Genomic DNA, 13,857 nt, shown 5'->3' on the forward strand with positions numbered 1-13,857 from the left:
AGATGGAGGAGCATTTCTTTTAATTGACATTTCCTGTATGCTAGAAAGGGGCTAGAGACAGAGAGAAAGAGAAAGAAGGTGTGACCATGGAAGGAATTGGACTCGTACTGGAAGGCGGAGGCATGCGAGGCGTATACACCGCAGGAGTCTTGGAATACTTTATGGAACAGGATTTATATTTTCCTTATGTGGTTGGTGTATCCGCAGGTGCATGCAATGCAGTTTCGTATATTTCCAAACAACCCGGGCGTAATAAAAAAGTAACGATCGGTTATATTAGAGATCACCGTTATTTAAGCTATCGTAATTTATTCCGTCATAAGAGCATATTTGGGATGGATTTTATATTTAAAGAGTTGCCGAATAAGTTGGTACCGTTTGATTACGATACCTTCTATAACTCGTCACAGCAGTTCGCGATCGGTACAACCGATGCGCATACGGGCGAACCCATTTATTACACGAAACATCAGCTTATGCAGCAAACCTTGCCGATTGTTCAAGCATCAAGTTCATTGCCATTTGTAGCCACTCCGATTCATTATGAAGGTCGGACCTTGTTTGACGGCGGCTTAGTAGATCCGATTCCTGTGAAGAAGTCTCTCGCTGATGGGAACAAAAAGCATGTTATCGTGTTGACCAAAGAACAGGGGTATCGCAAGAGTCCCTTTAAGCAGCGGTGGCTAGCTAAAAGTTTCTACCCGGCTTATAACGGCCTTGTAAATGTACTTGTCAATCGAAGTGAAATCTATAATGGAACCTTAGAAACCATTGAACGAATGGAAGCAGATGGAAGTGCCATCATTATACGACCTTCGTCGAAAGTAGTAGTAGGCCGTATGGAAAAGGATCCAAAGAAACTAGAAGCGTTGCACGAGCTTGGCTATCAGGATGCGAAACGAATGGGATCACAGATGAAAGAATGGTTACTTAGTTGACCGTAAGGAGCTGTGTGTATTTGGAAAAATCAAATCAAAAAATTACTACGTTTTTAATGTTTACCGGTCAAGCTGAGGAAGCCATGAATTTCTATATTTCTTTATTTGACCATTCCGAGATATTGACCATAAAACGCTATGGAGCAGGCGAAGCAGGCGCGGAGGGAAGTGTTGTGCACGCCACGTTTTCACTTCATGGACAGGTTTTTATGTGCATAGATAGCTATGTAAAGCACGATTTCACTTTTACACCTGCGATTTCTTTGTACGTTACATGTGACAGTGAAGAGGAAATTGATCGCGTGTATGAGAAGTTAGCGCAAGACGGCAAGGTGTTCATGCCATTAGCGGCCTACCCATTTAGTGAAAAGTTTGGTTGGGTTGGTGATCGTTTCGGCGTCACATGGCAATTGAATCTTGCGAGAAACTAGACATATTAATTAAGGCCACTGTTCCTTTGAAGAGCGCCCCTTAGAATAAACATTGGAAAAACCCCTGGGTTAAACCGATGAAAAATTTAGGGGGGGGATTCTAAGGTGAACGGTGGTTTTTTCTTGTTTTTAAAGGTTGGTGAAGGACTGGACGAACTCTCGATGGATGATGTTGTAGGAAATGCAACAATTGCAGCCTATAAAAGCGCTATTGCGATACGATGTTGCATAAAGTGCAACAGTTTTGACCCCTACAGGTCATTTTTCCTCAAAGGGGTAAAAAGTGTTGTACAAACTACAACTTACACTTAATAAATAGCGTTTGTGAGTGGAAAATGTTGCAGAAAATACAACAACAGTAACCACGGATGGCTGCCTATATGTATAAAGCCTTTGACCAACGTTACAAACAAATTTGAAGTTATGGCCGTCGGGTCTGCTGAAGAAGTTAATGAGAGTTATCAACAAGCATCAAAGGTGTATAACATAAGCCCTATTTGCTGGATGCAGCAGGAATGTAGTTATCATTTCTGTTTGCAATATGTACGAACATGAGGTATGGTATAAACAAACCAATAAGAACTCACGGGAGCTTGAGAAGTCAGGCTGAGATTGTGACCGTCATTGTCACTCACCGTTAATCTGATCTGGGTAATGCCAGCGTAGAGAACTCACATAAATGCACGTTCATTCGATCTGTTTCGAATGGGTTTATCATTTTCTACACATGGCGCTCCCGGATAACGGGGGCTTTTTCTTGTGGTTAAAAAGAGATGTGGAGAGGGGAAACAAAGAATGAAATGGAAGAAAATTGCATCACTTATGCTAGTGAGCTTAACAGTCGCCTTGGCTGGATGCGGCAATAAGATGGCTGAACAGCCGGCAAAACAAACGCCCAAGCCGTTAACGAACGTGAAGGTCGTTCTAGACTGGACGCCAAATACGAACCATACGGGGTTATACGTCGCTAAGGATCAAGGCTTTTTTGAAAAAGAGGGACTGAATGTAGAAATTATTGCTCCTGGTGAAGGCGGAGCCGATGCGATGATTGCTTCAGGCGCTGCGGAATTCGGTGTCAGTTATCAAGAAAGTATTACACAAGGACGAATTCAAGGTGTACCGTTAGTTTCCATTGCTGCGGTGATTCAGCATAACACATCCGGTTTTGCATCGCCGGTAGCGAAGAACATCAAGTCGCCTAAGGATTTCGAGGGGAAAACGTATGGCGGTTGGGGTGCACCGTCAGAAAGTGCGATGATCGACTCGCTTATGCAATCCGAAAAAGCAGATCCAAGCAAAGTGAAGATCGTGAACATCGGTGATGCCGATTATTTCACTGCCGTTAAGCGGGATATTGATTTCGCATGGATTTACTACGCTTGGACAGGTGTAGATGCCGAGCTGCGCGGTGAGCCGCTGAACATGATTTATTTGAACAAATATTCGGATAAACTGGATTACTATACACCGGTTCTTGCGACGAATGAGAAAATGATCAAAGAGAAGCCTGAGCTCGTGAAAGCCTTCATGGCTGCTGCATCGAAAGGGTATCAATTTGCGATCAGCAAGCCTGAGGACGCTGCTAATATTTTGATCAAAGCGGTTCCTGATTTAGATAAAAAACTTGTGCTTGCCAGTCAAAAATGGCTTAGCCCGCGTTATCAAGATGATGCCGTTCGTTGGGGCGAACAAAAAAAATCCGTATGGGAAAATTATGCGACCTGGATGCTTGATCACAAGCTGCTCGAGAAAAATATCGATGCAGATGCTGCATTCACGAACAAATTCTTACCGGAAAGCTCAAAATAACACGATTTGTTGGAGGAGGCACTTATAGTGGCTAATGCACTTGTCAGTATTCAAATCATTCCGAAAACGAAAAACAATGAAGATGTCATCCCCTATGTAGACCGTGCTATTGAAGTGATAGCCAAGTCTGGCGTGAAATATTTCGTATCTCCGCTGGAAACGACAATGGAAGGGGAGCTCGACCAACTTCTGGCGATCATTCAAGACATGAATGCCGCGATGATTGAGATGGGCAGCCCTAACGTAATTTCGCAGGTGAAAATTTACTTCAATCCGTCAGGTGCTTCTATGGACAAATTGACGGAGAAATACAGATAATGAAACAGCATCGCTGGTTCAAAGCGGGGTGGCCACCGATTGTTGTGGTCATCCTTCTGCTGCTTTTATGGCAGCTTGCCGTGACTTGGGGAGGTACAGCAAGCTGGCTGCTGCCTAGTCCGCTCAAAATATGGAAAGACGGCACTACGGATATGCCCAGGGTATGGATGCACACATTCGCTACACTGCGTTTAATGTTGATTGGGTTTAGTGCTGGTGTAACAGGCGGCGTGATTGTCGCTAGCTGCTTACATCGAGTGCCTGCGCTAAAGGCTGGTTTTTACCCGCTCCTTATTTTATCTCAAAATGTCCCGACCATTGCACTGGGACCGCTGCTTATCATTTTATTTGGTTTTGGCATTTTACCTAAAATTCTATTAATCTCACTTGTTTGCTTTTTTCCTGTAACGATGTCTACCTTGGACGGTTTCATGCAAACGGATCGCAGTATGTATAACTATATGCAGATGATCGGCGCCAGCAAACGGCAAATCTTTTATAAATTAGAACTACCGCATGCTTTGCCATTCCTCTTCACAGGACTCAAAATATCGGCCACATACAGTGTGATGGGGGCCGTGATTGCCGAATGGCTTGGCGGAGGCGTTGGACTGGGCTATTATATGATTTTGCAAAAATCGGCATTCCGCGCTGACCGCGAATTTGTTGCAATTCTGATGATTGTCACGCTCAGCTTACTCTTCTTCTGGCTCATCGCTGGGCTTGAGAAGCTCGTCATTCGATGGAACGCGAAACGGTCATCTTAAGAAAGGGGAGATGAGTACATGAGTAAATTAGAACTTAGAGGCATTCATCAAACGTTCCCTGGTAAAAAACAGCGCGTATCCGTGCTTGCAGATATTTCTTTACATGTTAAAAAGGGGGAGCTTGTTTCACTTATCGGTCCATCGGGCAGCGGAAAGAGCACCTTGTTTCACATTATTGGCGGGCTTGTAAAGCCTTCTTCAGGGGAGGTATGGCTGGATGGTGTGAATGTGACCGGCTCTAAAGGCCTAATCTCATACATGCCTCAGCAGCCTGCCTTGTTCCCATGGCGCTCTATTGAGTCCAATGTAGCACTTGCTCAGGAAGTTGCAGGAGAAACGCGAACGGACGCGCTAGCCAAAGCAAGGGAGTGGCTGCCGAAGGTCGGATTAGGTGGCTATGAGCAAGAACTTCCGCATGTACTTTCAGGTGGGATGCAGCAGCGTGTTTCTTTTCTGAGAGCTTTGCTCAGTCCACAGGAACTCATGTGTCTGGACGAGCCGTTCGGCTCCTTAGACGCACTTACACGGCAAGACATGCAGGCATGGCTGCTTAATATATGGGAACAGAATAAGCGCTCCATTCTATTTGTGACACATAGCATTGAAGAAGCGTTGTTTCTATCCGATCGTATCTATGTACTCTCTAACAAGCCTGCCAAGATCATAGAAGAGTTGGTTATTCCGTTTGCAAGGCCGCGCCAAGAGTCCGTCATGCTTGAACCGAAATTTCAAGAGCTCCGGCAGTATATTCAAGGGCTTTTGCGTCAGGAGATTACATATGATAAAAGCCATTGATGCTCATATTCATCTCGATATGTACACAGAATCTGCTGCACGGACTCTTTTAACGGAATTAGCAGAGTGCCGCATTGAGGCATTGATCGCAGTGTCGAGACACCTGGACTCCTGTAAGGCAACTGAGCAGCTGTTATTGCAAGCCCCAGAGCAAGTTTTTCCAGCATATGGCTATCACCCTGAACAAGATCTGCCTACTGAAAATCAGTTGAATGATTTAAACAAATGGATTTGTGAGCATTCGTCTAGGATGATTGCTGTTGGTGAAATTGGTTTGCCTTATTATATGAGGCTGGAAGCCGAAGCACAGGGGCGTGTTTTTGACTTAGCGCCTTACATTGCACTGCTTGAGAGCTTCTTGAAGCTGGCAGTGGAATTGGATAAACCGGTAGTCTTGCACGCAGTGTACGAGGATGCTGACATTGTGTGCGACTTACTTGAAAAGCATGGCATGAAAAAAGCACATTTTCATTGGTTCAAAGGGTCACATTCAACGGTAGAACGTATGATTCAAGCTGGCTATTTTATCTCCATAACACCGGACGTTCTATATGAAGAAGAAATACGCACGCTCGTTCGTAATTATCCTATTACGCTGTTGATGGTCGAAACGGATGGCCCATGGCCTTTCGAGGGGCCCTTTGAGGGGCAGCAGACGCATCCGCGTATGGTCCATGCTGTCATTGAACAGATAGCGCTTCTAAAAGGACTGCCAGTAGAAGAAGCGGCACATACGCTTTTGAATAATACCAAACAATTCTACGGCATTCCTACACCTCACTTATTCTAATTAAATCTAACTGGACATCTATTCGTAGAGGTTTTATAATAATATAGAACGCATGTTCGATTTCTGGATAAGGTGAGTGTTTAAATGACTATTAGATGCGGTTGGGTTAATGAAGATCCGTTATATATCGATTACCATGATCATGAATGGGGTGTTCCTGTCCATGATGACCGGCATTTGTTCGAGATGCTTAATCTGGAAGGCGCACAAGCGGGACTGAGCTGGTATACGATTCTGAAGAAGCGGGAGAGCTATCGGGAAGCTTTCGATGGGTTTGATCCGCAGATTATTGTGAACTATGACGATAAAAAGCTGAATGAACTTCTTGAGAACTCAGGGATCGTTCGCAATCGCTTGAAAATTGCGTCTGTAGTTCAGAATGCGAAAGCCTTTCTAAAGGTGCAGCAGGAGTTTGGTACGTTTGATTCCTATATCTGGGGATTCGTTGGCGGGAAGCCGATCAACAATCATTGGACGGATATGAGTCAGGTGCCCGCGACGACGGAAATCTCTGATGCTATGAGTAAAGATTTAAAAAAACGCGGCTTTAAGTTCGTAGGTTCGACGATTTGTTATGCTTATATGCAAGCGGTTGGCATGGTGAACGATCACATTCAAACCTGTTTTCGATATAAATAAAGTGTAGAGAAAAGGCCATCTGATCGGACGATCGTCCAAATCAGATGGCCTTTTTGTGCTTCAATCAGGCGTATTGGAGTTGCTTCTCCATTAGATTGGTTTTAATTAAATAAATACGCTTACGAATGTAGAAGTCATATACGGCTCCTGTTAGCTCGCGAGGTTTAATGCGGTTATTTGTGTCGTTATCTATGATTGTCACCGAACCATCGTCATAAAACTTGAACGTATAATCGGCGTAGTGGGTGTGTGCTTCGTCCAGCATGGCGTCAATCTGTCCGGGAAGAAGATGGTCAGTGTTACACAATGTTTTGTGGTACCAATAATCCCTCTCAATAAACCGAAAATTGTGACTGGTGTTCATCATGTTAACAACCTCCTCATCTAATTGGAACATTTGTTCTTGTTTTCATTATAGCAAACAAATGTTCGTAATGGAAGAGGAATCTATGAAAAATGGGAAATATTTTCATATATAAAAAAACCTCCAATCAATTGGATTGGAGGTTCGTTCTGGAAACGATATGCTTCGTGATTGCCAGACCATGCGTACGGCCTGTTTCAATGAAAATTTCGTTCGCATCATATTTAGATGAAGCGACAACTCCAGCTACATATAAACCTGGAATGTTCGTTTCCATCGTGTCTGGTTGAACAAGAGGAGCGTTAGTTTCTTCGTGGAATTGTACACCGATGGAGGTCAGAAGCTCACGATCCGGTCGAAATCCGGTTAGGGCAAGTACGAAGTCATTATCTAAAGTGACGTGTTCGGTTCCTTTTCGCACGGTAATGGTATGCTCATCAATACGTTCTACTTGGGAATCGAACCACATTCGAATACGGCCTTTATTCACCATACTTTCAAATATCGGACGAACCCACGGTTTAATGTTGGCTGAGAAGTCCTTGCCGCGGTAAACCACTGTAACTTCAGCGCCAACTCTAAGCAAATCCATAGCAGCATCGACAGCGGAGTTGTTTCCGCCAATAACGGCTACTTTTGCCCCTGCATACGGATGTGCTTCTTTATAATAATGCGTCGTCTTTGGCAGTTCTTCACCGGGAATACCTAGTAAATTAGGATGATCAAAATAACCCGTAGCTACGATAACATTGCGCGTGATATACGCCGCCTTTTTCCCAAATTGATCCTCTGTATGAACTTTAAATCCCGTCTCTAGTCGTTCGATAGAAAAAGCTTCCTCATAGGAATGAATTCGCAGCTGTTCTCTTCGCGCAACCTCTCTGTAGTAGACCAAAGCTTCTTGGCGATAAGGTTTCTCATGAGGTGTTGTGAATGGATAACCGCCAATTTCCAACAGCTCTGGTGTGCTGAAAAACTGTAAATAGGTTGGATACAAATAAATGGCATTTACGATGCAACTTTTTTCTATAAGTAAAGGTGAAAGGCCTTCGCGCTGTAAAGCGATAGCAGCAGACAATCCGCAAGGACCCGCACCAATAACGATGACTTGTTCCAATGTGATAACCTCCCCAAGACTAAATACTCATTCCATAGTATCGCAAGCCGAAGGAGATGCCAAGTTGCGTAAAGTAAAAAAGAGCAGACGGCTATACCCAACTTTAGGAAATAGCAGACTGCTCTAAATGGAAGAATGACTCCTTACTTCTGATTCAATTGTTGTTCTTCGTTACCTTCACTAATGTCGTCCTTGGCGATGTTGATAGGTGTTGTGTCGGGTGCATTTTCTAATGTGTCGTTAACGAAAGCCATATCTTGATTTTTGGCATTCATATTCGTTGTGCCTTTGTATTTACCTCTATGCTTCTCGTTTTCCATGTCGTTCTTCCTTTCAAGGGCAGTTTAACGTTCATCTTTAACGTGTACAGTTGTGGTTTTTTTATTCTCCATAAATAGGAAGTTGATGAAACCAATGAAAGCTGGACGTCGTCTATTAAAGTAGATAAATCGCGTAAGGGATGGTGGAATATGATTCAAGAGCTTGTGCAAAGATTGGCAGCAGCCAAAGAAAATGGCCGATTGCAAGCAGTTTGGTCGGCCCGGTTAGCGGATTTAGAAAGAGAATGGAGTAACTCAAAAGATCATATTGTCATTTGGGAAGAACAGCTCATCAAAGAAAAAAGAGATGTGGAAAAATTGAAAACTCGCAGCTTTACCAGCTTTCTGTATGATTTAATGAACAAGAAAGCAGAGAAGCTGGCTGTTGAGGAACAAGAACTGCTAGAATTGAAATTTAGATATAATGAAGCTGTCCGTCGAAGGGATCATCTTGAGCAAGAGATACAAGAGATACGGAACAAGCTCCATTCCGTGCGATTTTGGGACATAGAAGTGGAAGATCTGACTCTACGAATTGAATCCTATATTCATGCTAATGACTCTGGGAAGAGCGGGCAGCTGCGGGAGCTCTCTGAACGGATAGCGGAATTTCAATTACAAATCAAAGAGCTTAAAGAAGCGTTAAGCGCAGGAGAGTCAGTCCTGAAATATTTGCAATTAGCAGCTGACTCACTTCGTTCTGCACGGAATTGGGGTACTTATGATATGCTCGGCGGAGGCATGCTGTCTACGCATATCAAACACGGGAAAATTGATGAAGCCATGGATCATGTACACGCTGCTCAGAGTAGACTAAGCCGTTTTGAGAAGGAACTTAAGGATGTCCATATGACGTTATCGATGGATAGTCATATTAGCGGATTTCTCAAATTCTCAGATTATTTCTTTGACGGATTATTAACCGATTGGTTGGTTCAAGGTAAGATTCACGAAACTTCAAAACAAGTAGAAGATAAATCGATGGAAGTGAATCGAATATGTAACGAGTTAGAGCAAGCTTTAAGTAGGTCGGAGTCGAGCATGGAAGAAGCGAAGAGGTTATATAGTTCGTTGATACAAAATCCGCTATAATGGAAATATAGATGGAAACAAAAGGAGAAGAGAGACCTATGAATCAGGCAAGTATCAAGCATATGGTTGTATTTAATTTACATGCAGGTAAAGATACGCTAGAAGCCGAACAATTTCTAAAAAGCAGTGCTGAAGAACTGGCGGCAATACCTGGCGTTGATCAATTTGAAGTGTTTCGTCAAGTAAGCACAAAGACAGATTATGATTACGGATTTTCAATGGTTTTTGCTGATAGAGCGGCTTATGAAGCTTACAATGCTCATCCGGTACATACCCATTATGTTTCGGAGCGTTGGGCAAAAGAAGTAAGTCGGTTTCAAGAAATCGATTTGATGATTTTTAAGTGAGGTGCTCGTATGAAACCATTGAAATTAGCAAAAGAAGAGAAGGAATTGTTGATTGAGGATTTGCAAGGCCATCTGGAGTTGGACCACAATATTGAATTAGGACGGTTGGCCACAGAACAATTAATCGATTATATGCTTCAACAATTGGCTGCACCTATTTATAACCAGGCCATCGAAGATGCTGGCAAGACATTGATGGAAAGAATGAGTTCATTGGAAGAAGACCTCTATGCGATGAAAATGACGAAAAAAATAACACGCAGGTAACCAGGTACATAGAAGGTTCTGAGGGGAGAACTCGAGCAATTTGAACAAGTCAGAAGAGATGTTTGATATCTATGATGAAAAGATGAATAGGCTTGGGGTGGCTCCGCGCTCAGAAGTGCATGCGAAAGGGCTTTGGCATCGCACATTTCAGTGTTGGATAGTTAGCCTGGAAGGGAAGGAGCCGAATCTCCTACTCCAGTTAAGACATCCAGAGAAGGATCTGTTTCCAAACTTGCTGGACATTTCTTGCGCCGGGCATCTCGCAGCCGGAGAAACCACGGAAGACGGTGTGAGAGAACTAGAGGAAGAGCTTGGGCTGAAGGTCGATTTCAGTGATTTAATCCCTTGCGGGATGTTTGCAGAAGAAGACCAGATTTCGGATCAGCTCATTGATCGTGAGTTTTGTCATGTGTTTATATACCGTTGCGACCAACCACTGAATCGTTACGTGCTGCAGCCAGATGAGGTAAGCGGTCTGTTCGCAGTAAGTGTCGCTGACCTTGAACGTTTAGTTCATCAAGAAACAAAAGAAATAATGGCAAGTGGCTATAAAATGGGTGTTGAATGCGAGGTAGATCAAACAAGTCTGCTTCTGACCCTAGATCATTTGGTGCCGCATCCAGTCGCTTATTTTGATCTAGTGTTTCGTACATTAATGGAAAATGGATGGTCGGAATGAAAAAGAACCGTATCGGGTGACCCAATCGGTTCTCTATTAGCGTACATATCAATTTTAGACGAAATACTTGTTTGCTATGTAGGCATAAGCGATATAACAGACAATGGAGAGTCCGATACAGACAATACCAAGAGCTGTTTTTCGCTTAAACAAAAGCAAGAATCCAGCGCTAAATGCTGATCCTATAATTAGCAATGAAATAAATGTTAGAACACCCATCGATACTTATCTCCTTAACCTTTGTTTACGTAATCACGCACCATGTCTTCTGTTACATAAGAACGGAGCGGAGAAATACCTTCTTTGGCATGGGCGATGATTTGGGCTGTTACGGCGTTGATCGCATCAACGTTAAAAGGCAGCCCGCTTCTGCACAGGTCGACAGCAGCATCAATAGCTTGCTCACGCTGTGCGTCTAGCTCTGCAAACCTAACGAGATGTAGGTGCTGTGCATTCGAATGTTTGGATATCGCTTCATGTACATTCATCTTCAAGTTCTCCTTTAGTGACCGGATTCTAATCTAGTATACACGATTGAATAGGTGAGGAACAGTTTTTGTAAGAGGAAATCCGAACAAAAATCGACAATACAACTTCACCTCAATAATAATTAATGTCATTAATTAGCGATAATAAGACTGACAGAAGCCTCGGAGTGAAACAAATGAACTCGTTACCGATTGAAACCGTGCTTCCTCAATTGAAAGAAGCGTTACGAACAAATGCATGCGCGATATTAGTCGCTCAGCCTGGTGCAGGTAAAACAACGCAAGTACCGCTTGCTATTCTGCAAGAGTCTTGGCTTCAAAACCAAAAGATACTCATGCTCGAGCCCAGAAGATTGGCAGCTCGTGCAGCTGCTCGCTATATGTCGAAGCTTCGTGGTGAAGAAGTTGGGCAGACCATAGGTTATCGGGTGAAAAATGACTCGCGAATCGGACCGAACACACGAATTGAAGTGATAACAGAAGGTGTTCTTACTCGCATGCTTCAAGCAGATCCTGCCCTGGAAGGGGTAGGGGCTGTTATTTTTGATGAATTTCATGAGCGCAGCTTACATGCTGATTTGGGGTTGGCACTTAGCAGGCAATCACAAACCTTGCTTCGTGAGGATCTGCGAATTCTTATTATGTCGGCTACGATTGAGGCCAACACGGTTTCGGCCATGCTTGATCATGCACCGATTATTCAAAGTGAAGGGCGAACTTATCCGGTTGTAACTCATTATCTGGATGCGAAAATTACGAGCAAATTAGAACAGGCTGTAGTAACAAGCATCCAACGCGCCTTGCAAATGAATGAAGGTAGTTTGCTCGTTTTTCTCCCGGGTGCAGCTGAAATTCATCGTGTTGCTAACAGCCTTACTGCGCTTAAATTAGGAAAAGAGATAGAGATTGCACCTCTGTATGGTAATCTCTCTCAAGAGGCGCAAGACCATGCATTGGCAGTATGTTCCCCTGGACACCGGAAGATTGTGCTGGCCACTTCGATTGCCGAGACAAGCTTGACCGTCGAAGGCGTCACGGTCGTTATCGACAGCGGGCTCATGCGCGTGCCCCGCTTCTCGCCACGCACCGGCATGACCCGTCTGACGACGGTGCCTGTGTCAGTCGCCTCTGCGGATCAGCGCAGAGGCCGTGCCGGTCGACTCGGTCCAGGCGTGTGTTACCGCCTGTGGACCGAGACCGAGCAGCGGCAGCTCCCGCTGAGCAGCACGCCAGAGATCCGCGAAGCGGATCTGGCGCCGCTCGCGCTGGAGCTGGCCGCCTGGGGCGTGCCAGACCCAGCTTCGCTGGTCTGGCTAGACCCGCCGCCTGCTGCTGCGTATCAGCAGGCGCGGGAACTGCTCGTGCAGCTGGGCGCGCTGCACGAGGACGGGGGCTTGAGCGCGCACGGCAAACGCCTAGCGTCGCTGGGTCTACACCCGCGGCTTGCGCACATGGTGCTGCAAGCCATACCGCTTGAGCTCGGCGCGCTAGCGTGCGAGCTCGCCGTAATGCTTGGCGAGCGCGATTTCATGCGCGCTGCTGAGGGGAGAGATGCGGATATTCGTACCCGCATCGAAGTGCTCTGGCGCGCTGCGCAGGGCGAGCAGCGCGCAGACGTTGACTTTGGCTTATGCCGCCGCATCGCGGCGGAAGCCAAAGTGCTCATGCAGCAGCTCGGCATCCGTCCGAGCGGGAATAGAGCGAATGCGAGCGGGTTGCTGCTCGCATTCGCTTATCCCGACCGCGTCGCGCAGCGGCGGTCGACGGGGCGGTTCTTGCTCAGCAGCGGGCGCGGCGCTGTGCTGCCCGAGTTGCAGCCGCTCTCGAACGAGCGTTATCTCGTCGCGGCCGAGCTGGATGATAACGGAGCGGAGAGCCGCATATACTTGGCAGCCCCGATACAGGAGGACGAGCTGTTTGAAGCCTTTGAGGGCCGCTTGCTCAAAGAGCAAGAAGTGGTTTGGGAACAGGCAACGGGTTCCGTTAAAGCAAGACAGCGCCTTCGGTTAGGTGCCATTATCCTCAAAGAAAACCCATTGCAGGATCCAAACCCAGACTTGGTGCTGCAAGCTTTGATATCCGGCATTCAAGAAGAATCTTTGGAGCTGCTGCCTTGGACTCGGAGTGCGAAGCAGCTTCAACAGCGTGTTATGTTTTTGCATCGATTTGATGTAGAATGGCCAGATATGGGGGATGCCAATTTGCTTGCTTCCTTAGAGGACTGGCTAGGACCTCATCTTTATGGTTTGAAAAGCAAAGGGGCTTTAGGGCGTCTTAACTTGACAAGCATATTAGAAGAAATGCTAACATGGGAGCAGCGTCGATGGTTAGAAGAATGGGCGCCAACGCACATTCAGGTACCCAGCGGTTCCCGAATTCCCGTTGATTATAGCGTCAGTGAGTCGCCTGCGTTATCAGTTCGCTTGCAAGAAATGTTTGGTTTAGCCGATACCCCTCGGATCGCAAAGGGTAGGGTGCCCGTGACCTTACACTTATTATCGCCTGCTCAGCGTCCAGTTCAGGTGACGAAGGATTTGGCTAGCTTCTGGCGGGATGCTTATTTCGAAGTCAAAAAAGATCTCAAAGGCCGATACCCCAAACATTACTGGCCGGACGATCCGATGGCGGCGATGCCGACAAATCGAGCTAAACCGCGTTCCTAACCTAATTTGCACGAGAAGGGAACTGAGCAAGCC

General features: G+C 45.5%; 19 protein-coding genes. 14 read left to right on the forward strand and 5 right to left on the reverse strand.

Going from position 1 to position 13,857, the window contains the following annotated elements; all coding sequences use genetic code 11:
• Nucleotides 1–86: 86 nt before the first annotated feature.
• The 9 genes from ASD40_RS07515 (at nucleotide 87) to ASD40_RS07555 (ending at nucleotide 6,487) form a co-directional block, all read left to right on the forward strand.
• A complete protein-coding gene (locus ASD40_RS07515) occupies nucleotides 87–938 on the forward strand; it encodes a patatin-like phospholipase family protein (RefSeq protein ID WP_057302699.1) in 852 nt (283 codons plus the stop codon).
• A gap of 20 nt (nucleotides 939–958) precedes the next feature.
• Nucleotides 959–1,369, forward strand: a complete 411-nt coding sequence (locus ASD40_RS07520; protein ID WP_082562113.1) for a VOC family protein — start codon at nucleotides 959–961, stop codon at nucleotides 1,367–1,369.
• A gap of 105 nt (nucleotides 1,370–1,474) precedes the next feature.
• A complete protein-coding gene (locus tag ASD40_RS07525; RefSeq protein WP_057302700.1) occupies nucleotides 1,475–1,681 on the forward strand; it encodes a hypothetical protein in 207 nt (68 codons plus the stop codon).
• Nucleotides 1,682–2,164: 483 nt separating this feature from the next.
• Nucleotides 2,165–3,178 (forward strand): ABC transporter substrate-binding protein, encoded by a 1,014-nt coding sequence (locus ASD40_RS07530; protein WP_057302701.1) that lies wholly within the window; start codon nucleotides 2,165–2,167, stop codon nucleotides 3,176–3,178.
• A gap of 27 nt (nucleotides 3,179–3,205) precedes the next feature.
• Nucleotides 3,206–3,496 carry a thiamine-binding protein gene (locus ASD40_RS07535; RefSeq protein ID WP_029194191.1) on the forward strand — a complete coding sequence of 97 codons (291 nt, stop codon included), beginning with the start codon at nucleotides 3,206–3,208 and terminating at the stop codon, nucleotides 3,494–3,496.
• Nucleotides 3,496–4,263 (forward strand): ABC transporter permease, encoded by a 768-nt coding sequence (locus ASD40_RS07540; protein WP_029194190.1) that lies wholly within the window; start codon nucleotides 3,496–3,498, stop codon nucleotides 4,261–4,263. The genes ASD40_RS07535 and ASD40_RS07540 overlap by 1 nt, the downstream gene beginning before the upstream one ends.
• 18 nt (nucleotides 4,264–4,281) lie before the next feature.
• Nucleotides 4,282–5,058, forward strand: a complete 777-nt coding sequence (locus tag ASD40_RS07545; protein WP_057302702.1) for an ABC transporter ATP-binding protein — start codon at nucleotides 4,282–4,284, stop codon at nucleotides 5,056–5,058.
• Nucleotides 5,042–5,848 (forward strand): TatD family hydrolase, encoded by an 807-nt coding sequence (locus ASD40_RS07550; protein ID WP_057302703.1) that lies wholly within the window; start codon nucleotides 5,042–5,044, stop codon nucleotides 5,846–5,848. Before ASD40_RS07545 ends, ASD40_RS07550 begins: the two co-directional genes overlap by 17 nt.
• A gap of 84 nt (nucleotides 5,849–5,932) precedes the next feature.
• Nucleotides 5,933–6,487 carry a DNA-3-methyladenine glycosylase I gene (locus ASD40_RS07555; protein ID WP_057302704.1) on the forward strand — a complete coding sequence of 185 codons (555 nt, stop codon included), beginning with the start codon at nucleotides 5,933–5,935 and terminating at the stop codon, nucleotides 6,485–6,487.
• A 64-nt stretch (nucleotides 6,488–6,551) separates the two neighbouring features.
• Here the strand turns inward: ASD40_RS07555 and ASD40_RS07560 are convergent, their stop codons facing one another.
• The 3 genes from ASD40_RS07560 to ASD40_RS37095 all read right to left on the reverse strand — a co-directional run bounded on the left by ASD40_RS07560 (nucleotide 6,552) and on the right by ASD40_RS37095 (nucleotide 8,288).
• Nucleotides 6,552–6,854 (reverse strand): hypothetical protein, encoded by a 303-nt coding sequence (locus ASD40_RS07560; RefSeq protein ID WP_235549192.1) that lies wholly within the window; start codon nucleotides 6,852–6,854, stop codon nucleotides 6,552–6,554.
• Nucleotides 6,855–6,978: 124 nt separating this feature from the next.
• Nucleotides 6,979–7,968, reverse strand: a complete 990-nt coding sequence (locus ASD40_RS07565) for a YpdA family putative bacillithiol disulfide reductase (RefSeq protein ID WP_057302705.1) — start codon at nucleotides 7,966–7,968, stop codon at nucleotides 6,979–6,981.
• 143 nt (nucleotides 7,969–8,111) lie between these two features.
• Nucleotides 8,112–8,288 (reverse strand): hypothetical protein, encoded by a 177-nt coding sequence (locus tag ASD40_RS37095; RefSeq protein ID WP_156389925.1) that lies wholly within the window; start codon nucleotides 8,286–8,288, stop codon nucleotides 8,112–8,114.
• Nucleotides 8,289–8,438: 150 nt separating this feature from the next.
• On the opposite strand from ASD40_RS37095, the gene ASD40_RS07570 reads away from it, so the two are divergent.
• From ASD40_RS07570 to ASD40_RS07585, 4 genes are read left to right on the forward strand one after another with little or no spacing between them, the layout of a single operon-like run.
• Entirely contained in the window at nucleotides 8,439–9,380 is a 942-nt protein-coding gene (locus tag ASD40_RS07570; RefSeq protein WP_057302706.1) for a hypothetical protein, read from the forward strand.
• Between the two features lie 38 nt (nucleotides 9,381–9,418).
• Nucleotides 9,419–9,727, forward strand: a complete 309-nt coding sequence (locus ASD40_RS07575; protein WP_057302707.1) for a Dabb family protein — start codon at nucleotides 9,419–9,421, stop codon at nucleotides 9,725–9,727.
• Nucleotides 9,728–9,736: 9 nt separating this feature from the next.
• A complete protein-coding gene (locus ASD40_RS07580; RefSeq protein ID WP_047677672.1) occupies nucleotides 9,737–9,994 on the forward strand; it encodes a DUF2164 domain-containing protein in 258 nt (85 codons plus the stop codon).
• A gap of 40 nt (nucleotides 9,995–10,034) precedes the next feature.
• Entirely contained in the window at nucleotides 10,035–10,673 is a 639-nt protein-coding gene (locus ASD40_RS07585; protein WP_156389926.1) for an NUDIX hydrolase, read from the forward strand.
• A 54-nt stretch (nucleotides 10,674–10,727) separates the two neighbouring features.
• Here the strand turns inward: ASD40_RS07585 and ASD40_RS37100 are convergent, their stop codons facing one another.
• Both ASD40_RS37100 and ASD40_RS07590 read right to left on the reverse strand, forming a co-directional pair.
• The gene (locus ASD40_RS37100) at nucleotides 10,728–10,892 is read right to left on the reverse strand and encodes a hypothetical protein (RefSeq protein ID WP_156389927.1); all 165 of its coding nucleotides are present in this window, start codon (nucleotides 10,890–10,892) and stop codon (nucleotides 10,728–10,730) included.
• A gap of 14 nt (nucleotides 10,893–10,906) precedes the next feature.
• On the reverse strand, nucleotides 10,907–11,161 hold the full coding sequence (locus tag ASD40_RS07590; RefSeq protein WP_057302708.1) for a YpbS family protein: 255 nt from the start codon (nucleotides 11,159–11,161) through the stop codon (nucleotides 10,907–10,909).
• A 176-nt stretch (nucleotides 11,162–11,337) separates the two neighbouring features.
• On the opposite strand from ASD40_RS07590, the gene hrpB reads away from it, so the two are divergent.
• The gene (hrpB, locus tag ASD40_RS07595) at nucleotides 11,338–13,824 is read left to right on the forward strand and encodes an ATP-dependent helicase HrpB (protein ID WP_057302709.1); all 2,487 of its coding nucleotides are present in this window, start codon (nucleotides 11,338–11,340) and stop codon (nucleotides 13,822–13,824) included.
• The last annotated feature ends 33 nt before the right edge of the window (nucleotides 13,825–13,857 follow it).

Origin of the sequence: Paenibacillus sp. Root444D2, from assembly GCF_001426375.1 — a bacterium.
Classification (GTDB): domain Bacteria; phylum Bacillota; class Bacilli; order Paenibacillales; family NBRC-103111; genus Paenibacillus_E.